The organism is Polaribacter butkevichii (assembly GCF_038024105.1).
Lineage (GTDB): Bacteria > Bacteroidota > Bacteroidia > Flavobacteriales > Flavobacteriaceae > Polaribacter > Polaribacter butkevichii.
The window spans coordinates 2397441-2418519 of record NZ_CP150661.1; the positions used below are offsets into that span (position 1 = coordinate 2397441).

A 21079-nucleotide genomic window follows, 5' to 3' on the forward strand; every position below is an offset into this window, starting at 1 on the left:
CTTTCAAAAATAATTAAAACATAGTCAATCGAAACAACAAACCGTTACTTTTAATTCCTGCATGAAAAGATTTTACATAATCTATTCTTAACAAGCGCCATTTCCCTATACCAATATTATCTAATCCTACAGAATATTCTGTATACGGTTTTTTATCGGCCATAATTAACGTTTTTGCTCCACCCACTAAGTGAAAATTCAATTTATTTAGCAACGGAATTTTACCTAAAATTGCTCCTTTAAAGTTATGTTCTACATGCGCTTCTGCATACCTATCATTTGTATAAAACTTATAATACTCTAACAAACCAAAACTATTTAACTCTCCATCTAAAGGAAATAGCAAACGATTTCCATTAGCTTGCAACAAATCCATAAAAGGAATATTTTTCTTTTCTAAAAAAACACCTCCTTTTACATTATACACAAACTTTCCGTAATTTCCGGCATCAATATCTTGCCTCACATTAATACGAAACAAATCTGAATTCAACTCAGAGTTAGTCGCTTCAAACTTTTTAGTATAGGTAACACTAACAGTCGGAAATTTAGGATTACCTACATTAAATTTACTATCTGGATAAGACAAATACTTCTGCCCAAAAACAAAAGTCCCTTTTACATTTAGAGTCGCCATTTTGTGCGCTGTAAATGCTGCATTATCAAAATCATTTCTATCTAAAGGATTATTAGATTTATAGCCTCCATTATTATCTTTCGAAGCAAACGAATAATCTGTAGTATTAAATAAAGGCTTTCTATTTGCGTATTCTAAAGATGATGACAGATAAAAACCATTTTTAATTTCTTCTGAATAACTTATTTTAGCAAACTCTTTTTCATAAATCTTTAAATAATTTAACCTCCTTACTAAAGAACTAATAGTATTATTTAACTTCATGATAGGGTTTCTATCATTAAACTGAGCAGTAGTAACTCCCCCAGAAATAGTCATTCTTGGTCTCGAAATATCATTCCATTTTTTAGTAAAAAAGAAGGTTGGTCTTAAGCGTTTTTCTGACAAACCATAATTAGCCTTTACACCTGCATTCCACCATTTTCCTTTATCATTTTGTTCTTTAAAAAAACTCACCCCTAAAGAGGTGTTAAAACCTTGCACGGTATTAAAGCTAAAATCATCTATTAATCCATCATAAGAAACAGACCATTTTTTATAAGAATTTCTATGAGTATACCCCATTATTGGTGACAATAAATTAAACTTATTTTGCTTTTTATCTACAGAATCTAAATGCTTTTTAGATTTTCTAACAAGTTTTAAACTGTCTTTAAATTTATAATCTAATGTTTCTTCTAACGTTAACGGAACCGGTCTTAAGGCATTCCAATACACCGTATCTTTTTCTGTTGCTTCTTTTTCAAAGGATAAAACCTCATTAGTAAAAGTGTCTTTATGATACGTAGGATTAAAATTATAATCGGAATATCCAGAAGAAAAACGACCATCTAACTTAAAACCAAAACCATCTACTTTAAAATCGATACTTTGGCTAATTAAAACCCAAGCATCATTTTCTGAGGAATGATTATAATTTTGCTTTAAATATAAAACATCTACAATAGGGATATTTACTTGCGCACCCGTTACCGAAACATCGGCACCATACAAAGCCCAATCATCCTCTACAATATATAAATAACCATTAAAAACTCGGTCATTCTTTCTTTTAGGAATAATTTTTATTTTGTTGATTAGTTTTCCGCTTTTTTCATAAAAAGTACCTTCTAATTGAAATTTGTAATAACTAAAAGCATTGGTAGAAATGGGTGAAATTAAATCGTTACCAAACGTTACACTGTTATTATAAAAATTGATATTGGCATCTTCTGCCCTGTTAAAACTAATTCCGTTATCTTCTCCACTAACTTTAGAAGCAATAATTTTTTCTTTAAACTTTTTAGGTTTTTTCTGAAAATGGATTTCAGAAACAGTTTCCGAAAGATAAATAATTCCGCTTCTAGTAGAATCTAATCCACCACCAAAATCACCCAAATTCTGACCTAAAAATTTTTCTGGTGCATCCTTTATTTTATACAAACCACGAGAATAAAATTTAGCCGTATACTTTGCATACTTATCTGTATTCTTCTCTTTATTAGCTATTACATTTTTAATAATTCTATTTGCAGGATTGTCTTTTGTAGAAATAGAAAACTCCGCTAATTGTACATCTTCTTCTTCTAATTGAATATTTAATTCAAAAGGAAAAGCAGTAATATTCACTTTCTTTTTTACGGTTTTATACCCCAAAATTTGAAAAACAATTGTTTGCTTTCCTTTTTTAGTAACATTTAAAACATACTCTCCACTATCATTAGAAGTTGTGCCTGTTACCGTTTTATTTAAATAAATACTTACAAATGATAAAGGGTTGTTTTTGGTATCGGTAATCCTTCCTTTTACTTGTGATAAAGCCGATAAAGAGGTAAAAAAAATGAGTAAAAAAGCAAAATATTTCATAACGTAATTTTGGTTGATAAATACAAACATAAACTATAAGTTCTATTTATCCTTTTAAAGATTTGTTAAACAAGGAGTAAAAATTATTTTTTAAGGCACCACATTAGGATAAAAGCTTTTTTTAATAAAAAAATAACCACTTAAAAGAATAGAAAATAAATTTTCTCTTCCGCTGAAAATCATATATTTGTAAGCTTAAACAAGCAAAGACTTAATATCATGAGCGATTCTAGAAAAAGACACGAAGCTTTATTATATCACGCAAAGCCAAAACCAGGAAAAATAGAAGTAGTTCCTACTAAAAAATACGCTACTCAACACGATTTAGGACTGGCATATTCACCAGGTGTTGCAGAGCCTTGTTTAGAAATAGAAAAGGATAAAAACAACGCATATAAATATACAGCAAAAGGAAACTTAGTAGCTGTAATTTCTAACGGAACTGCCGTTTTAGGCTTAGGTGATATTGGTCCAGATGCCTCTAAACCTGTTATGGAAGGAAAAGGACTACTCTTTAAAATATTTGCAGATATTGATGTTTTTGATATTGAAGTTGACGCAACTGATGTAGAACTTTTTATACAAACAGTAAAAGCAATTGCCCCTACTTTTGGAGGCATCAACTTAGAGGATATTAAAGCCCCAGAAGCTTTTGAAATTGAAAGAAGATTAAAGGAAGAATTAGACATTCCTGTAATGCACGATGACCAACACGGTACGGCAATTATTTCTGCTGCAGCATTAAAAAATGCCATAGACATTACAAACAAAGATATTAGCAAAGTAAAAATTGTTGTAAATGGCGCTGGAGCAGCGGCAATTTCTTGTACCCTATTGTATTTAAAACTAGGTGTAAAAAAAGAAAATGTTGTCATGTGCGACAGTAAAGGAGTTATTAGAAAAGATAGAGGTAATCTTACTCCACAAAAAGCAGAATTTGCAACAGACAAAGACCTAAATACTTTAGAAGAAGCCATGCATAATGCAGATGTTTTTATTGGGCTATCTAAAGGAAACGTTGTTTCTCCAGAAATGCTTTTGTCTATGGCAAAAGACCCAATAGTGTTTGCAATGGCAAACCCTGTTGCAGAAATAGAATACGATTTAGCGGTTGCTACAAGAAAAGATATTATTATGGCAACAGGTAGATCTGACTACCCAAACCAGGTGAATAATGTACTTGGATTTCCATTTATTTTTAGAGGTGCTTTAGATGTTAGAGCTACTAAAATTAATGAAGAAATGAAAATGGCTGCAGTACATGCCTTAGCAGACTTAGCTAAAAAATCTGTTCCAGAGCAAGTAAATATTGTGTATGATGAAGTAAGTTTAGCTTATGGTAGAGAATATATTATTCCAAAACCTTTTGACCCAAGATTAATTTATGAAATTCCACCAGCCATTGCAAAAGCAGCGATGGATTCTGGTGTTGCTTTACAACCAATACAAGATTGGCATAAATACCGAGAAGAATTAATGGAACGCTCTGGTTCTGGAAGTAAAGAAGTAAGACTTTTACACAACAGAGCAAAAAGTAATAAAAAACGCATTGTTTTTGCAGAAGCAGACCATTTAGATGTTTTAAAAGCAGCACAAAGGGTGCACGATGAAAAAATTGGTAAACCGATATTATTAGGACGCAAAGAAGTAATTTTAGCATTAAAAGAAGAAATTGGTTTTACAGCAAATGTGCCAATTATAGACCCAAAAACCGATGAAGAAACAGAACGAAGAGAGCGTTTTGGAAATATTTATTGGAAAAACAGAAGACGTAAAGGACGTACTCTATCCGAGGCTACAAAATTAATGAGAGAGCGTAACTACTTTGCTGCAATGATGGTAAATGAAGGAGAAGCAGATGCATTAATTACAGGGTATTCTAGACCTTATCCAACAGTTCTAAAACCAATTTTAGAATTGATTGAAAAAGACAAAGGAATTACCAAAATTGCTGCAACCAACTTAATGTTAACGAAACAAGGTCCGTTATTTTTAGCAGATACCACCATCAATGTAAACCCTTCTGCGAAAGAATTGGTTAAGATATCACAAATGACAGGTAACTTTGTAAAGATGTTTGGTATGTCTCCAAATATGGCAATGGTTTCTTTTTCTAACTTTGGATCTTCTAGTTCTGAAACTTCAAAGAAAATTAGTGAGGCGGTTTCTTATTTACATCGTCATTTTCCAGATACAGTTATAGATGGTGAATTACAAGCAGATTTTGCTTTAAACCCAGAAATGCTAGCAAAAGAATTTCCATTTTCTAAACTAAATGGTAAAAAAGTAAATGTTTTAATTTTCCCTAACTTAGAATCGGCAAACATTACCTATAAATTATTAAAACAATTAAACCACGCAGAATCTATTGGCCCTATCATTTTAGGATTAAGTAAACCTGTACATATTTTGCAATTGGGTTCTAGTGTAGATGAAATGGTAAATATGGCTGCTTTGGCTGCTGTAGACGCCCAGGAAAAAGAAAAAAGAAACAACAAATAATATTTACTACTTTAGTCGCAAAGAAAAAAAGAGCTATGATTACACAAATTAGAGGGAGGTTGGTAGAAAAAAATCCAACAGAAGTTGTAGTAGATTGCAACGGAGTTGGTTATTTATTACATATTTCTCTAAACACTTTCTCTAGTTTACCAGATGATGAAGCGGTTGTTTTATACACACATTTATCTATAAGAGAAGATGCACACACCCTTTTTGGATTTATTTCTAAAACAGAAAGAGAAGTTTTTAAACTATTAATTTCTGTTTCTGGCGTTGGGCCAAGTATTGCAAGAACCATGTTATCTTCTATGACATCAGAAGAAATACAACATGCAATTGCATCAGAAAACGTACCATTAATACAATCGGTAAAAGGAATTGGTATAAAAACAGCACAAAGAGTAATTGTTGATTTAAAAGATAAAATTTTAAAAACTTTTAATATTGATGAAGTTTCTACATTTACAAGCAATACCAGTAAAGATGAAGCGTTATCTGCTTTAGAGGTTTTAGGTTTTAATAAAAAACAGTCTGAGAAAGTAATCTCTAACATTTTAAAAGAAAACCCCGAGGCCACCGTAGAAAATTTAATAAAACTAGCCTTAAAAAATTTATAATAATTTTGAGAAATTTTTTAAAAAAAATAATCTTATTTCTTGCTTTTGCTTTTATAGCAAACATTTCCCTACATGCGCAAACAAATAAAAATACAGATTCTATTACCGTAAAAAATGATACTTTAAAGTTAAGATATAACTTTAAAAAAGATCAAACCGGAGGTTTGTTTTTAGACTATTTAGCAGAGAAAGAAATTATCTTTGATAAAGATTTAAACAAATATGTAATTATAGAAAAAATAGGCGATTATTACACTAAAACTCCTATTTATCTAACTCAAAGAGAATACGCAGATTATCGCTTAAAAAAAGATATGACGCAATATTATAAAGACAAAGTAAGCGCTACAAATTCTAAGAAAAAGGGTTCTAAAGACGCTCAAAAAGATTTACTGCCTACTTATTATGTAAATTCAGATTTTTTTAAAACTATTTTTGGTGGAAGTGAAATTAAAGTAACTCCTACAGGAAGTTTAAATTTAAAGCTAGGTTTTATTTATCAGAATACAGAAAACCCACAATTATCAGAAGAAAATAGAAGTAGTTTTACGTTCGATTTTGATCAACAAATTAATGCAAGTATTCGTGCCCAAGTTGGTACACGTTTAGATTTCACTGCAAATTACGACACACAATCTACTTTCGATTTTCAGAACTTAGTAAAAATTGGTTACGAACCTACCGAAGATGATATTTTACAAGGAATAGAAGCAGGTAACGTTTCTATGCCCATTAAAAACTCTTTAATTAACGGTGCGCAAAGTTTATTTGGTGTAAAAACACAATTAAAATTTGGTAACACAAACATAACTGCGGTCTTTTCTCAGCAAAACTCAGAAAGTAAAACTGTTGTTGCAGAAGGTGGAGCATCTATACAAGAATTTCAATTACAGGCAACAGATTATGATAATGATCGTCACTTTTTCTTATCACAGTATTTTATAGACAACTACGCAAATTCTCTTAAAAATTATCCGTTAATCAACAGTCAAATTAACATTACAAGAGTAGAAGTTTGGATAACCAACAGAAATGCTAGTACAGAAGATTATAGAAGTATTGTGGCTTTAGCAGATATTGGAGAATCTGATACAGATGTTTTGGTAAATCAAACAGGAGAAGTACAACCCACAAGTCCGCCAACAACTACGGGTGGAAATATTCCTGCAAATGAGTCTAATAATTTATCTAACTTACTAACTACAACTAGCGGAATTAGAAGTATTTCTACCGTAAATAGCACGTTACAGCCTTACAACATGAGTGAAGGTACAGATTATTCTGTGTTAGAAAATGCCCGAAAATTAAACACAAGTGAATACACCTTAAATGCTCAATTGGGTTTTATTTCTTTAAATAGAAGATTAAATGATGGTGAAGTTTTAGCCGTTGCTTATGAGTATACCATTGCTGGAGGTGTTACAGGAAGCACAAAAAACTCTTTTAAAGTTGGTGAATTTTCTAATGACGGAATATTAGCACCTCAGGCTTTAGCTGTAAAATTATTACGTAGTGAGATTTTAAAAACAAAAAGAGATAGAGTTGTTGGTGGAGTTACTATTGAAGAATCTTTTCCTACATGGCGTTTGATGATGAAAAACGTATACGCTTTAGGTGCTTTTCCGCTAACGCAGGATGGTTTTCGTTTCGAAATTCAATATAGAGATGATCAAACAGGAATTCCTTCTAACGTTTTACAAAATGCTAAAACTGCAGGAATCGCTAATTTACCTTTACTACAAATTTTAAAATTAGACCAGTTAGACCAAAGTCAGTTTAGAGAACCAGACGGATTTTTCGATTATGTAGAAGGCATCACTGTTAATTCTCAAAACGGATTTATCTTTTTCCCAGAGCCAGAACCTTTTGGTAATGATTTAGCAGATGAACTAATAAATACAGAAGATGCTACTTACTTATTTAAAGAACTTTATTTAAATACCAAGGTAAATGCACAAAACAACTATCAAAATAAAGATAAATATTTCTTAAAAGGATATTTTAAATCAGAAACTTCTGGAGGGATACCAATTGGCGCATTTAATGTACCAAGAGGATCTGTAAAAGTAACCGCTGGTGGTAGACAATTGGTAGAAGGTGTAGATTATGTGGTAGATTATCAACTTGGTCGTGTACAAATTATAGATACAGGCTTGCAAGCATCTGGAACACCAATTAGTGTGTCTACAGAAAACAATGCCGTATTTAATCAACAACGAAAAACATTTATGGGTGTTGATGTTGAACATAAATTTTCTGATAAATTTATTGTTGGTGCAACTGTTTTAAATGTAAATGAAAGACCTATTACTCCTAAAGTAAACTTTGGTTCAGACCCAATAAACAACACCATGTTTGGGGTAAATGTAGATTATTCTACAGAAGTGCCTTATTTTACAAAATTGGCAAATAAATTACCTTTTGTAGATACAGATGTGCCTTCTAACTTATCAGTTAGAGCAGATATGGCCTACTTACTTCCTGGTACACCAAGCGGAATAGACGTAACAGGTGCAGCAACTTCTTATATAGATGATTTCGAAGCTTCTCAAATACCAATTAGCATCTTATCTCCGTTAGATTGGCACCAAGCAAGTACTCCTAAATATTTCCCTGGCTTTAATGGTGAACAAGAAGATTTATCTTACAATTACCAAAGAGGAAGATTGGCTTGGTATAATGTAGATCAAATTTTTTACGGAGCAGGAGATACTCCATCAAACATAAGTGCAGCAGAACTTTCTAGAGCAGAAACAAGACAAATTAATTATAGAGAGTTGTTTCCTAATATTCAATTAGACATTACGCAGAATTCATTAATAAGAACCTTAGATTTGGCTTATTTCCCATCAGAAAGAGGTTCTTATAATTTTGATACAGGAATCAATGTAAATACAGATGGTACTTTCTCTGATCCTGAAAATAGATGGGGAGGCGTTATGAGACCTTTAACAACCAATAATTTTGATCAAGCAAATATAGAGTATGTACAATTTTGGGTGATGGACCCTTATGAAAATTATTCAATTAGACCAGAAGAAGGTTTACCTGCAGGAATGAATCCTGACGATGTTTCAAACCAAGTAGGAGATTTATACATTAACTTAGGTAATGTATCCGAAGACATCTTAAAAGATAGTCGTAAAATGTATGAAAATGGTTTACCAGAAACGGGTGGCGATCTAAATACAGCTCCGACAACTTGGGGTAAAGTACCTACAAACCCATCTATTATTTATGCTTTTAATGAAGATGATGAGGCAAGAGCTAACCAAGATGTTGGTTTTGATGGTTTAAATGATACTGATGAATTTGCTAAATACAGTACTACTCTTTCTAACTTTAGTAAATTAAACCCAAATGACCCTGCATCAGATAACTTTCAATACTTTAGAGGATCGCAATTAGATGCTAATAATGCATCAATTATTACTAGATATAAAAACTACAACAACACACAAGGCAACTCACCAACCTTAAATCAATCTCCAGAAACGTATCCAACATCATCAACATCGTATCCAGATGTAGAAGATATTAATAAAGATCAAACCATGAATACCGTAGAAAGTTACTACGAGTATAAAATTTCTATGAATAGAAATGATTTGGTAGTAGGAAAGAATTTTATTGTTGATGAAAAAACAACAGACGTTACTTTAGAAAACGGTGTAAATCAAAAAACAACGTGGTATCAATTTAGAGTTCCTATAAGAAGCGGAACACCAGTTAATGGTATATCAGATTTTAATAGTATCCGTTTTATGAGAATGTTTTTAACCAATTTTAAAATACCTGTTGTAATTCGTTTTGGAGAATTAGACTTGGTACGTGGAGATTGGAGACGTTACACAAAAACACTAGACGAAGACCTAACAACTCCTATAGATTTAGATGATAATCAATTAAAAGATTTTGAAGTTGGTGTTGTAAGTATCGAGCAAAACGAAGGAAGCTACATACAACCTCCAGGAATAGAAAGAGAGCGTTTGCAAGGTAGTACTAGTGTACAACTGCAAAACGAACAATCTGTTACCTTAAAAGTAAACAACCTGCCTGCAAATGAAGCAAGGGCTATTTACAAAAATATTAGTATGGATTTAAGGCGATTCAAAAATTTAAAGATGTTTATGCATCTTCAAAAGAATGAAGGCGCTCTTGCCATAAGTGACAACGACTTTTCTGCCATTATAAGATTAGGTACAGATTTAGATGACAACTATTATCAAATAGAAGTTCCATTAAAAGTTTCTACAAACGGTACTTCTGCCTTAGATCTTTGGCCAGAAGCAAATAATTTAAACGCTTTTTTAGAAACTTTCGGATTAGTAAAATTAGAAAGAGATAGAGCTGGAAGTGCAATTACAGATTTATACACCTCTATAGAACAAGATCCAGAAATTCCGTATACAATAGCTGTAAAAGGAAACCCAACATTAGCACAATTAAAAACAATTGTTTTAGGGCTAAAAAACAATACAACATCGCCAATAAGTGGAGAGGTTTGGTTTAATGAATTACGTTCTTCTGGATTTGACAACCAAGGTGGTTGGGCTGCAGTATTAAATGCCGATGCCAATTTTGCGGATGTAGCAAATGTATCTTTATCTGGTAGTATGTCTACCGTAGGTTTTGGTAATGTAGAAGAAAGGGTAAACCAACGTAGTTTAGACGAAACAAAACAATATGATGTTGCTACAACCATTAATTTAGGAAAAGTCTTAACTCCAAAAGATTGGGGAATTCAGTTACCTATGAGTTATAGTGTTGGTGAGGTTTATATAGACCCTAAATACGATCCTCAATTTCAAGATGTAGAACTAGCAGATGCTTTAGGAGAAAATGAAAACAGTGAGTTTTCTAGAGATTATACTAAAAGAACTAGCATTAGTTTTACAAACGTAAAAAAGAATAGAAACCCTAATTCTACAAAAAAACCTAAGTTTTACGATGTAGAAAATTTAGCAGTTTCTTATGCACATAATAAAGAATTTCAGAGAAATTACAACATCAAAAAACGTATTAACGAAAGTGTAAGAGCTTCTGCATCTTATAACTTTAGTTTCGATTCTAAACCAATAGAACCTTTTAAAAACTCATCACTCTTTAAAAGTGAATATTTAAAGTTGATAAAAGATTTTAACTTTAACCCAATACCTAAAACATTTGCCGTTAATTCTAGCATCAATAGAAATTATAACGAACAACAATCTAGAAATTTAGTAGAAGGATTATCTCCACAACCAGAATTAAAACAACGTAGGTTCTTATTTGATTGGGATTACACAATTGGTTTTGATTTAACAAAATCGTTGCAATTAAATTTTAATGCAACCAATAGTTATGTGTATGATACTTTTAATAGTAATGATGAGATTCAAGTATTTGATGATTTCTTTAACACAGGAAGAGCAAACCAATATCATCAAACATTAAACGGAACCTATAATTTACCAATTGATAAAATTCCGTTTTTAAAATTTATTAAAGCAGATTATGCATACACGGCAGATTTTGATTGGCAAGCGGCACCACAAAACACTATAGATGTTGATGGCGCTGATGTATCTTCTGTAGATTTGATTGGAAACGTAATTCAGAATGCTAATACCCACAATTTAAATACCACTTTAAATTTTGATAGCTTTTACAAAGGCCTTGGTTTCGAAAAATTATTACTAACCAAGAGTCAACGTAGAAGCCTTAGAGAAGCAAAAAAATCGAAAGGATTAAAAGGTGCTAGTTTACCTAGAACTCCTGGAAGAAGCACAGCTGGAATAAATAAAAAGAAAAAACTATCTATTGGTAAAACAATTCTAAAAGGTACTTATGATATTTTAACATCTATAAAACAAGGTAAAATTAGCTACTCGGAAAACAACGGACAATTATTACCAGGTTACACAGAAGATGTTGGCTTTTTAGGAGGCGCACCTACTTCTTTTGCCTTTGGTAGTCAAGTAGACATTAGAAACAAGGCCTTAGAAAATGGATGGTTAGTAACACCAAGAGATGCTGATGGAGATTATTACAATAAAACCTACAGTAAAACACATTACAACAAATTAGATTATACATTTACCTTAAAACCAATTAAGGATTTAAATATAGATGTTAGGGGTAATAAAATTAAAACAAGAGATTTATCTCAACAATTAGATGTTATAAATAACGGAACTGAGTTTGGCGAGTTAGATCAAAATATTGCTGCTTTTGAAACAGGAAACTTTAGTACTAGTTATTCTATGGTTTCTACGGCATTTTCAGACGGCGATGAATTGTTTCAAAAATTAAGAGACTATAGAAGTATCATTTCTAACAGACTTGCAAACGAAAATGGAGTTCCGGTAAGTGGTTTTGGTGCAAATAGTCAACAAGTATTATTACCTGCTTTTATGGCTGCATATTCTGGGCAGAGCCCTGATAAAGTAAACACAGGTTTATTTAGAAATATTCCAATTCCTAACTGGACACTTAGATACAATGGGTTAATGAAATTAAAATTCTTTAAGAAAAACTTTAGCAACTTTGTAGTATCACATGGTTATAGATCTTCTTATACCCTATCTAGTTTTACAAACAACTTGCAGTATGATGGTAATAATCCGTATGCAAATATAAATGTAGCTAACAATTATGAACCAGAATTATTAGTAGCTGCTGCCACTTTAGTTGATGAATTTTCTCCACTAATTAAATTAGATATGAAAATGAGAAACTCTTTCTCACTTAGAGGAGAAGTAAAAAGAGATAGAACCCTTACCATGAATTTTAATAACAGTACTTTAACTGATATTAAAGGAACAGAATATGTTTTTGGAATGGGTTATGTATTTAAAGACGTAAAGTTTAATACCCGATTTACAGGAAAAAAACAAACTCTAAAAGGAGATATAAACTTAAGAGCAGATGTATCTTTAAGAGATAATTTAACACAAATTAGATCTGTAGATGAAGATAATAATCAAATAAGTGGTGGACAGAAACTTTTTTCTATTAAATTTACCGCAGATTATAGATTAAGCAATAGCCTAACAGCATCATTTTACTATAATCATCAAACATCTAAATATGCAATCTCAACCACTTTTCCGAGACAGTCGATTAATGGAGGATTTAATATTATTTATAACCTAGGAGGAAATTAACAATAACACTATAAAATTAATTAAAGAATGAAATTACCATTAGAGTTAAAATACACAAAAGATCACGAGTGGATTAAAATTGAAGGAAATACTGCAACAGTTGGTATTACAGAATTTGCACAAGGAGAGCTAGGAGATATCGTTTATGTAGATGTAGACACCTTAGACGATACTGTAGAAGAAGGAGATGTTTTTGGTTCTGTAGAGGCGGTTAAAACTGTTTCAGATTTATTTATGCCTTTAACAGGTGAAGTAATTGAATTTAATGAAGCTTTAGAAGACGAACCAGAACTTGTAAATTCTGATCCGTATGGTAAAGGTTGGATGATTAAAATTGAATTATCAGACACTTCTCAAATAGAAAATTTATTAGATGCAGAAGCGTATAAAGAACTTATTCAAGGATAATTTTTATATCATTGCAATACTAATAACAATTACAATTGCATATTTAAGTTTAATGAGAATGCCTAAGCTTAAAGAAAGTTTTAATAACATAGACAAAGTATATCACCTGTCTGCATACTTTGCACTTTCTATTTGCTGGTTGTTCTCATTTTATAAAAAAAAATCACTAAAATATGTTATCGTAATTAGTTGCATAATTTTTGGCATAATTATTGAAGTTTTGCAAGCAACATTAACCGTATACAGAACAGGCGATTACAAAGATGTACTTGCAAATACCCTAGGTATTTTATTAGGATTGTTCGTTTTTAATCAAATATTAAAAAAAATTACAGTTAATTCATACTAAGACTTGTATATAAACCAATAATTTAATTAAATTAGCGAACTATTAAAAACTCTTTACAATGGAAATTAAAAAACACCCAAAATCAAATTTAGAAAATTACAGTAAAATTTTTATGCAAATAGGTTTGGTTTTAGCATTATTTGTAACCTATGCTGCAATAGAAAAGAAAACATACGATAGAAATATTGGTGATTTAGGTACTGTAACGATGAATGCCGAAATGGAAGAAGAAACTGTAATTACTGAAAGAGTAGAGCCAGTGAAACCAAAAACGCCACCACCACCAGCACCAGAAAAAATTGAAATTGTTGAAGATGAAAAGGAAGTTGAAGAAACTGTAATTGAATCTACTGAAACAGATGAAACTGAAGCAATAGAAGTAGAAGAAATTGTAGAGGTAGAAGAAGTAGAAGAAGTTGTAGAAGATGTAAGTTTTATGATTATTGAAGATGTACCTGTATTTCCTGGATGTAAAGGAAGTAAAAATGAGTTAAAAGCTTGTTTTAGTAAAATGGTACAAAAGCACTTCTCAAGAAAATTTGATGCAAATTTACCTAACGAACTAGGTTTATCTCCAGGTAGAAAAAGAGTATTTATTGGTTTTAAAATTGATAAAAACGGAAATATTGTTAACGTAAACGCTAGAGCACCACACCCAAAAATTAAAAGTGAGGTTATTAAAGTGATGAAACAATTACCTAAAATGAAACCTGGTAAACAAAGAGGAAAACCAGTAGGTGTAAAATATAGTATTCCATTTACATTAATTGTAGAGTAATAGAGTTTACAACACAAATAAAAAAACCGTTTAGAGCATGCTCTAAACGGTTTTTTTATGAGCTTAAATAAAGCCTTCTTAGATTACTTTAAACCTACAAAGTATATTTTCACTACTAAATAGTAAAGTACAATAAGACCTATATAAACATCAATCCTTTTAAATATATACTCTATAAATTAAGTAAAACAACTTTTAGTTATACAAACTAAACAAATTCTATAAACATAACAAGTAACAGAAAGACATTTAATAATGCCATTTATTAAGGAAACATTACTCCATAAAAAAACTCCAAAATATATTATTTTGGAGTTTAATATAGCCTTAAAAACTACATAAAGTATTTTTTATTTATTAGAAGCTAACTTTGCTTCATGCTTCCATAAATTTACATCAACAATTGCATTGTTATCATAATTAATTTCTCTTAAAGAATCATCGTTCCAAACAAACCATTTGCCAACTTTTTTACCGTCTTTATAATTGGCTATTTGAACTTTATTACCTTCTTTATCAAAACGAGTCCATTCTCCGGTTAATTTTTTATCATTAAAGTAACCTTGAGTACTTATTGATCCATCTTCATAGTAATAAGTAGCTTTTACCAAATTACCTTCTGCTGTATAAGTTACTTCTTTATCTTGAGAATATCCTATTGCTGCTACACAAAGAACTATAAGTGTTAGTATTTTTTTCATGATTTTATTTTTTAGGGTTCATAATATATATACAAATATACATAATAAGTTACAATTAAAAAACATTTTGGTAACATTAAATTAACATTGAGTAAATAAATATTAATTTAATACCTTTACTAGATATTAACTAAAAAATAAGATTATGGCAGTTATGAAAGTTATTGAGGTATTAGCAAACTCAGAAAAAAGTTGGGAAGAAGCAACAAGAAAGGCAGTAAAACAAGCCTCTAAATCGGTAAAAAATATTAAATCTGTATTTGTACAATCGCAAAGTGCTGTTGTTAATGGAGATGAAGTTACCGAGTTTAGAGTTAACTTAAAAATTACTTTTGAAGTAAATTAAAACATAAAAAGAATTATTTAAAGGCGATTTAATGTAAAATTAAATCGCTTTTTTATTATATAAAAACAACTACAACATTAAACTCTATGTCTAATTATTATAGTTGTTAATCTTTTCGTTCTTCAATAAGAAACCATTATTTTTGCAGTTAATTTATAACAAAAAATAAAAAATGGATAAATATCTTGAATATTTAAAAGGATTAATAATTGAGTTTACACCAAAAATATTAGTTGCATTAGCAATTCTAATTATTGGGTTATTAGTTATCAAACTAATTGTTAAAACATCTAGAAAAGTAATGAACAAAGGTGGAATAGACCTTACGCTTCAAAAATTTTTAGGGAACTTAATTGGTTGGGGACTAAAAATATTATTAATCATAGCTGTTATCTCTAAACTTGGGGTAGAAACTACTTCTTTTGCGGCTATTTTAGCAGCAGCAGGTTTAGCTGTTGGTTTAGCATTACAAGGGTCTTTAGCAAACTTTGCTGGAGGAGTTTTAATTATGATTTTTAAACCTTTTAAACTTGGTGACTTAATAGAAGCACAAGGTGAAATTGGTGTTGTAAAAGAAATTGAAATTTTTACAACAAAGCTTACTGGTTTATCTAACAAAGAAATTATAATACCAAATGGTACATTATCAAACGGAAATATTGTTAACTATACTACAGAAGGTACAAGACGTGTAGATTTAACTATAGGCGTTTCTTATGATGCAGATATTAAGCAAACAAAAGAAGTTTTAATGAATGTGTTAACTTCTCATCCAAAAGTATTAAAAGACCCTGCCCCAGGAGTTACTGTATCTGAATTAGCAGATAGTTCTGTTAATTTTGCTGTAAGACCTTGGTGTAAAACAGAAGATTACTGGAATGTATACTTTGATGTAACAGAAAATGTAAAATTAGCACTTGATAAAGCAGGAATTGAAATTCCTTATCCACATCAAGTTAATGTTAAAAAGTAGGTTTCTTTTTCTTTTCTGGAATCACTACAAAATCTTTTAAATAAAAAGGTTCAAAATAAGCGACATCTTCGATGTCGTTTTTTTTGTACTTATCATAAGATAATTGCGCCATTTCTTTAGCAGAAGGAAACTTATCATCAACAAAAACAGCATTTTTATGAGTAATTACATCTTTGCACTTGTGAGCACCATCACCTAAAAAGGTAACCTTACCAGCTTCTAAGTATTCCGCAAAAGAGTTTTCATCAATAATCTCTGCTTTAATATCTCTTACCTGGTCATGATTTTTGTTAAAAACAGCAGCATACACTTCCATTCTTCTTGCATCTAACATCGATATTATTACGCCTTCATCAACAGAAATAGCATACGCTAAAGATTCTAAGGTTTTAATAGATATCAACGGCTTATCAAAAGCAAAACAAAGCCCTTTTGCAGCCGAAACACCAATTCTTAAGCCCGTATAAGATCCTGGTCCTTTACTTACCGCTACAGCGTCTATTTGATTAGAAGTAAGATTTGCTTCATTTAAAACATCTAAAATAAAAGGATGCAGTACTTCTGCATGGGAATACTTACCATTATTTAATTCTTTAAGCGCAATAACTTCACCATTTTTTGCAATACTAACAGAGCAATTTTTGGTTGCGGTTTCTATGTTAAGGATAATTACCAAGTTCTATATTTTTTATGCAAATATAAGTCATCCAAAAAAGAAAACCTCGCAAATTTGCGAGGCTTCTAAAGTTCATCTATATTATATTTATTCTAAAATAAGTTCTCCAGAATAAAATTGTAACACTTTTGTTTTAAAAACATAATCATATTTAGAACGTATCATGGCTCCTTCTGCATTAACCAAACGGGTTCTAACTAAATCGAAATCGAACAACGTCATTACCCCATAATTATATCTTTCTTGTGCATTTTTAAATGCTTCTTTTTGTGCTTCTAAAGAAATTTTAGCAGCTTCATATGCTTTTAAAGATGATTTTACATCTAAAAACGCCTGCTCTATAGTTTGTTTTAAATTTAATTTTTCACTTTCTAATCTAGTTTCAAAAATTTCTTTATTTATTTTAGATCTTTTTACACTAGCATCAGTTTTAAAACCATTAAAAATAGGAACGCTAACATTAAAACCAACTCCATAACCTAAATTACCATCTAATTGATCGAAGAAGTTTCCTGTAGAAATACCTGTTGGTTTTATAATATATCTATAATTTGAATTAGCAAAAACAGAACTGGTAATTGTTGGTAAATAGCTTCCTTTGCTAATTGCAATAGCTAAATCTGCATTTTCTATTGCCAATTTAGCTCGTTTAATTTCTGGCATTTTTGTTAAAGATTTATCATAAACTGCAGATGAATTTTTATACAACAAATCAGATGAAGGTGATTGAACATCTAAGGAGGCAACATCAAAATTATTTACCGGAACCTGTAATAATTGTGCTAAATTTAAGAGCGCAAGGTCTAATGCATTTTCTTGAGTTATTACACTTTGTAAATCATTAGCAGCGGTAGATTTAAAGTTTAATAATTCTCCTTTTGCAATAGTACCGGCCTCAAACCTATCATTAGCAGCACTTATCTGTTTTTTGCTTATTTCTGCCTGAACTTTAGCTACTTCTAAATTTTCTTTGGCAAAAAGAACGTTTAAATATCCATTTACAACAAACAGAGAAACATCATTCTCAATTTTTGCTAAATCTAATTTACTTGTTTCGATACCTAATTCTGCTTGCTTGTATAAGTTTAAATTTCTAAACCCATTAAAAACAGTTATACCTGCACTTACCCCAACATTACCACCAAAAAAAGTTGTGCTTGCAGATCTGTTGTTTGTAACAGGATCAAAGTTAGAACCTGCAGAAAGATTACCACCAGAATTGGCACTAACAGTAGGTAAAAAATTTCCTTTAGAACTCTTTAAATCCGTTTTTGCAATTTCTAAGTTTAATTTATTCTGTTGAATAGAAATATTTTTATCTAAAGCTTGATTAACACACTCTTTAAGAGTCCATTTCTTTTGTGAAAAAGTAGCAATTGCAGTAAAAAAAGCTACAAATAGGATAAGTTTAGTCTTCAAAACGTATTTTTTTTGGGTTGATATAAAATAATGTAATCATCAAAAAGAAAAAATTCTTATAATGTTTCAATAAGACGACTAAAAGTAAAATTTGTTACAAGATATCAATCTTATATAAATGTTAATTTTTAGCATTTTTTTTATACCTGTAAATTACAAAAAATAAAACACCTACCAAGAGATACGGAAAAACCATTAAATAGGTTATTCCATTATTAACACCTTGCGCCATAGAAACATCGCCATTTTCTACTACAGCTTTACACATTGCACATTGAGAAAATGAAACCTGTGATGTAAAAACCATCAACAACAACCATATAATTACTCTTTTTTTATACATAATAAGGAGATATCATTAAATAAACAACAACACCCGTAATGGCTACATACAACCATAAAGGAAATGTAAGTTTTGCTATTTTTTTATGTTGCGGAAAATTACCCAACTTTGCTCTCATAAAAGTGGTAAGTACAAGTGGAATTATAATAATTGATAAAATTATATGCGTAAATAAAATAAAATAATAAATATATTTTATAGCACCTTCACCACCAAATTTAGTAGAATCAGATGTCATGTGATACCCAATATACAGTAATAAAAAAACTAAAGAACAGGCAATTGCAAATGTATTTAACTGCTCATGTAACTTTCTATTTCCTTTTTTAATTGCAATAACTGCTGCTATTAAAACAACTGCAGTTATACCATTTATAGATGCATAAATAGGAGGTAAAAAAGTTAAAGGCGCTACATTAAAACCTAATTTTCTTAAATTAATACCAAATAAAGCTGCCACTGCCAAAGGAATAACAATGGATAAGCCTGTAATAATTTTCTTATATTTTTTTTCTTGTGCTAAATTACTCATTCAACAAAATTTTAATATCTTTTTTTAATTCTTCTACTTGGTCAGGAAAACCTTGTTCACTTAAAGCTCTGTAATACATAATTGGATTACCAAACTCGTCTGTTCTAGATCTAATATTTCCTTCTTTATCTACTAAAGCAAACAAACCAGAATGCTCAAAACCTCCATGATCTTCATCTCCTTTACCTGCATATAATTTAAATCCTTTATTAGCTAAATCATAAACAATTTCTTGATTTTGACCTGTTAACAAATGCCAATTTTTATGCGTTATTTGATTTTGTAAGGCATATTCTTTTAAAACTTCTGGTGTATCTATTTCTGGCGTAATAGAAATAGAAACAATACCAAAGTTAGTATTAGAAGAGAATTCATCTTGAATAGTAACCATCTTTTTATTCATTAAAGGACAAATAGTTGGACACGTAGAAAAGAAAAATTCTACAACATAAACTTTTCCTTTGTAATCATTATTGGTAATTATTTTTCCGTTTTGATCTACAAACTCAAAATCTGGAACTTTATTAAATGTATATAAACCACTTTTTTTACCAGATTTTTTGTCAATTCTATCCAATCGATCATGTTGCACAAGATCATTATCATTTATTCTTCTATCTAAATTTCTAACAACATAAATTCCGAATAAAAGGATAACAAATGATACACCTATGTAAGAATACTTTTTGTTCATAACCCAACTTCTTTTCTATCTGCTTTATTTTCGTTTTTTTCTTTAAATGCAGCATAATACTCGTAAAAGAGTACTAAAACATCATCTTTTAATTTAGCATTTAACTCAGAAACAGAATTCATATTGTAACCAATAAGTTTTCCATCTTTACTATCTGCGTCGGTAAGTCTACCTCTAAGATTACCGTTTTTATCAATCAAAAAAACGTTAGATGTGTATAAATTAGATAATGCATTACCAGAATTAAAACTACCATGTAAAGTTACTATTTCTTCTTTAGAACCGGCAACAAAATTCCATTTTACCATATCTGTAAAAGCACTAATTTCTTTTTTAAGCTGTTTAACTTCTTCTTCTTTTCCTTTGGGATAGATAGCAATTACCTGAAATTTCTTATATTCTATAAATTTCTTGTAAATTTTCTCGTTAAGATTAAAGAAACCGCCTTTTTGTGTATCTATATCGTTACCTAAAAAGCAAACAATAGAAATTCTATCTTTAAATGTTTGTAAGGTATCTAAGGTAGAAACATCAACAACACCTTTAGTAACAACAGGTAATTTAGTAAAGTTATTTTTTCCGGTTGATAAAATTAAAAAACAGATTAATGGAAAAATAAATAGTAAAAATAATACAACTCTTTTTTTAGTAAGTTTCATCATCTATTCTTTTTAAGGTACTAAAATTAATTTCAGTATATAAAAAAAGGTGGTTAAAACCACCTTTTAAATTTTTTATTTTACCATTTTACAAGTGGTCCTAAAGTGTCATATAAATAACCACCTTCTATTAAGAGTAATGTTACTAGGTAACAAATTAGAAAAACTGCGGTCCAAACTATAGATCGTCTAAACCATTTTTTTTCTCCCTCTAAATGCATAAAAGCCCAAGCAATGTAATATGCTTTAACCAATGTTAAAATGATAAATAACCAGTTTAAAGGACTTGTACCTAAAAAGCTTGTAAGATGTAAAGAAGCTGGTTTAACAATACCAAATGCAACTTCTACAGTTGTTATAACGGTTAGTAGTATTAAAACTACCCAAATTCTCTTTGTGTTTGATTCGTGTGCGTGTGCCATTTTAATATTTTTTAGATTCCCGCTTTCGCT

General features: G+C 30.4%; 17 protein-coding genes. 8 read left to right on the forward strand and 9 right to left on the reverse strand.

Going from position 1 to position 21079, the window contains the following annotated elements:
• Nucleotides 1-13: 13 nt before the first annotated feature.
• Nucleotides 14-2482: a DUF5686 and carboxypeptidase regulatory-like domain-containing protein gene (locus WG951_RS10175; RefSeq protein WP_105049907.1), complete on the reverse strand. Its 2469-nt coding sequence runs from the start codon at nucleotides 2480-2482 to the stop codon at nucleotides 14-16.
• A gap of 219 nt (nucleotides 2483-2701) precedes the next feature.
• Between WG951_RS10175 and WG951_RS10180 the strand changes: the two genes are divergently transcribed.
• The 6 genes from WG951_RS10180 to WG951_RS10205 are packed head-to-tail and all read left to right on the forward strand — an operon-like array spanning nucleotide 2702 to nucleotide 14284.
• Entirely contained in the window at nucleotides 2702-4984 is a 2283-nt protein-coding gene (locus tag WG951_RS10180; protein WP_105049906.1) for an NADP-dependent malic enzyme, read from the forward strand.
• A gap of 35 nt (nucleotides 4985-5019) precedes the next feature.
• Nucleotides 5020-5601 (forward strand): Holliday junction branch migration protein RuvA, encoded by a 582-nt coding sequence (gene ruvA, locus WG951_RS10185; RefSeq protein ID WP_105049905.1) that lies wholly within the window; start codon nucleotides 5020-5022, stop codon nucleotides 5599-5601.
• 5 nt (nucleotides 5602-5606) lie between these two features.
• On the forward strand, nucleotides 5607-12749 hold the full coding sequence (gene sprA, locus WG951_RS10190; RefSeq protein WP_105049904.1) for a cell surface protein SprA: 7143 nt from the start codon (nucleotides 5607-5609) through the stop codon (nucleotides 12747-12749).
• Between the two features lie 27 nt (nucleotides 12750-12776).
• Entirely contained in the window at nucleotides 12777-13157 is a 381-nt protein-coding gene (gcvH, locus tag WG951_RS10195) for a glycine cleavage system protein GcvH (RefSeq protein ID WP_105049903.1), read from the forward strand.
• A 58-nt stretch (nucleotides 13158-13215) separates the two neighbouring features.
• Entirely contained in the window at nucleotides 13216-13506 is a 291-nt protein-coding gene (locus WG951_RS10200; protein WP_245893559.1) for a VanZ family protein, read from the forward strand.
• 58 nt (nucleotides 13507-13564) lie between these two features.
• Complete coding sequence (locus WG951_RS10205; RefSeq protein WP_105049902.1) at nucleotides 13565-14284, forward strand: energy transducer TonB; 720 nt, start codon at nucleotides 13565-13567, stop codon at nucleotides 14282-14284.
• A 350-nt stretch (nucleotides 14285-14634) separates the two neighbouring features.
• Here WG951_RS10205 and WG951_RS10210 read toward each other — a convergent pair whose 3' ends face one another.
• Complete coding sequence (locus WG951_RS10210; RefSeq protein WP_105049901.1) at nucleotides 14635-14985, reverse strand: toxin-antitoxin system YwqK family antitoxin; 351 nt, start codon at nucleotides 14983-14985, stop codon at nucleotides 14635-14637.
• Nucleotides 14986-15130: 145 nt separating this feature from the next.
• Here WG951_RS10210 and WG951_RS10215 point away from each other — a divergent pair, with 145 nt between their 5' ends.
• A complete protein-coding gene (locus tag WG951_RS10215; RefSeq protein ID WP_105049900.1) occupies nucleotides 15131-15331 on the forward strand; it encodes a dodecin family protein in 201 nt (66 codons plus the stop codon).
• Nucleotides 15332-15503: 172 nt separating this feature from the next.
• Nucleotides 15504-16304 carry a mechanosensitive ion channel family protein gene (locus WG951_RS10220; protein WP_105049899.1) on the forward strand — a complete coding sequence of 267 codons (801 nt, stop codon included), beginning with the start codon at nucleotides 15504-15506 and terminating at the stop codon, nucleotides 16302-16304.
• Here the strand turns inward: WG951_RS10220 and tsaB are convergent.
• The 7 genes from tsaB to WG951_RS10255 all read right to left on the reverse strand — a co-directional run bounded on the left by tsaB (nucleotide 16294) and on the right by WG951_RS10255 (nucleotide 21049).
• Complete coding sequence (gene tsaB, locus WG951_RS10225; RefSeq protein WP_105049898.1) at nucleotides 16294-16980, reverse strand: tRNA (adenosine(37)-N6)-threonylcarbamoyltransferase complex dimerization subunit type 1 TsaB; 687 nt, start codon at nucleotides 16978-16980, stop codon at nucleotides 16294-16296. The two genes, WG951_RS10220 and tsaB, sit on opposite strands and share 11 nt — an antisense overlap.
• An 87-nt stretch (nucleotides 16981-17067) precedes the next feature.
• The gene (locus WG951_RS10230; protein ID WP_105049897.1) at nucleotides 17068-18399 is read right to left on the reverse strand and encodes a TolC family protein; all 1332 of its coding nucleotides are present in this window, start codon (nucleotides 18397-18399) and stop codon (nucleotides 17068-17070) included.
• A 121-nt stretch (nucleotides 18400-18520) separates the two neighbouring features.
• Nucleotides 18521-18742: a hypothetical protein gene (locus WG951_RS10235; RefSeq protein WP_105049896.1), complete on the reverse strand. Its 222-nt coding sequence runs from the start codon at nucleotides 18740-18742 to the stop codon at nucleotides 18521-18523.
• Complete coding sequence (locus WG951_RS10240) at nucleotides 18735-19274, reverse strand: DUF420 domain-containing protein (protein ID WP_105049895.1); 540 nt, start codon at nucleotides 19272-19274, stop codon at nucleotides 18735-18737. Before WG951_RS10240 ends, WG951_RS10235 begins: the two co-directional genes overlap by 8 nt.
• Complete coding sequence (locus WG951_RS10245; RefSeq protein WP_105049894.1) at nucleotides 19267-19968, reverse strand: SCO family protein; 702 nt, start codon at nucleotides 19966-19968, stop codon at nucleotides 19267-19269. The genes WG951_RS10240 and WG951_RS10245 overlap by 8 nt, the downstream gene beginning before the upstream one ends.
• Nucleotides 19965-20630 (reverse strand): hypothetical protein, encoded by a 666-nt coding sequence (locus WG951_RS10250; protein WP_105049893.1) that lies wholly within the window; start codon nucleotides 20628-20630, stop codon nucleotides 19965-19967. Before WG951_RS10250 ends, WG951_RS10245 begins: the two co-directional genes overlap by 4 nt.
• 77 nt (nucleotides 20631-20707) lie before the next feature.
• Complete coding sequence (locus WG951_RS10255; RefSeq protein ID WP_105049892.1) at nucleotides 20708-21049, reverse strand: cytochrome C oxidase subunit IV family protein; 342 nt, start codon at nucleotides 21047-21049, stop codon at nucleotides 20708-20710.
• Between the last annotated feature and the right edge of the window lie 30 nt (nucleotides 21050-21079).

Bases quoted from the DNA above. Each gene is read 5' to 3' on its own strand.
- WG951_RS10235 (WP_105049896.1), bottom strand. From the start codon at position 18,742: ATGTATAAAAAAAGAGTAATTATATGGTTGTTGTTGATGGTTTTTACA.
- WG951_RS10240 (WP_105049895.1), bottom strand. From the start codon at position 19,274: ATGAGTAATTTAGCACAAGAAAAAAAATATAAGAAAATTATTACAGGC.
- WG951_RS10200 (WP_245893559.1), top strand. From the start codon at position 13,216: ATGCCTAAGCTTAAAGAAAGTTTTAATAACATAGACAAAGTATATCAC.
- WG951_RS10175 (WP_105049907.1), bottom strand. From the start codon at position 2,482: ATGAAATATTTTGCTTTTTTACTCATTTTTTTTACCTCTTTATCGGCT.
- WG951_RS10245 (WP_105049894.1), bottom strand. From the start codon at position 19,968: ATGAACAAAAAGTATTCTTACATAGGTGTATCATTTGTTATCCTTTTA.
- WG951_RS10215 (WP_105049900.1), top strand. From the start codon at position 15,131: ATGGCAGTTATGAAAGTTATTGAGGTATTAGCAAACTCAGAAAAAAGT.
- WG951_RS10250 (WP_105049893.1), bottom strand. From the start codon at position 20,630: ATGATGAAACTTACTAAAAAAAGAGTTGTATTATTTTTACTATTTATT.
- WG951_RS10210 (WP_105049901.1), bottom strand. From the start codon at position 14,985: ATGAAAAAAATACTAACACTTATAGTTCTTTGTGTAGCAGCAATAGGA.
- WG951_RS10205 (WP_105049902.1), top strand. From the start codon at position 13,565: ATGGAAATTAAAAAACACCCAAAATCAAATTTAGAAAATTACAGTAAA.
- gcvH (WP_105049903.1), top strand. From the start codon at position 12,777: ATGAAATTACCATTAGAGTTAAAATACACAAAAGATCACGAGTGGATT.
- WG951_RS10220 (WP_105049899.1), top strand. From the start codon at position 15,504: ATGGATAAATATCTTGAATATTTAAAAGGATTAATAATTGAGTTTACA.
- ruvA (WP_105049905.1), top strand. From the start codon at position 5,020: ATGATTACACAAATTAGAGGGAGGTTGGTAGAAAAAAATCCAACAGAA.
- WG951_RS10255 (WP_105049892.1), bottom strand. From the start codon at position 21,049: ATGGCACACGCACACGAATCAAACACAAAGAGAATTTGGGTAGTTTTA.
- WG951_RS10180 (WP_105049906.1), top strand. From the start codon at position 2,702: ATGAGCGATTCTAGAAAAAGACACGAAGCTTTATTATATCACGCAAAG.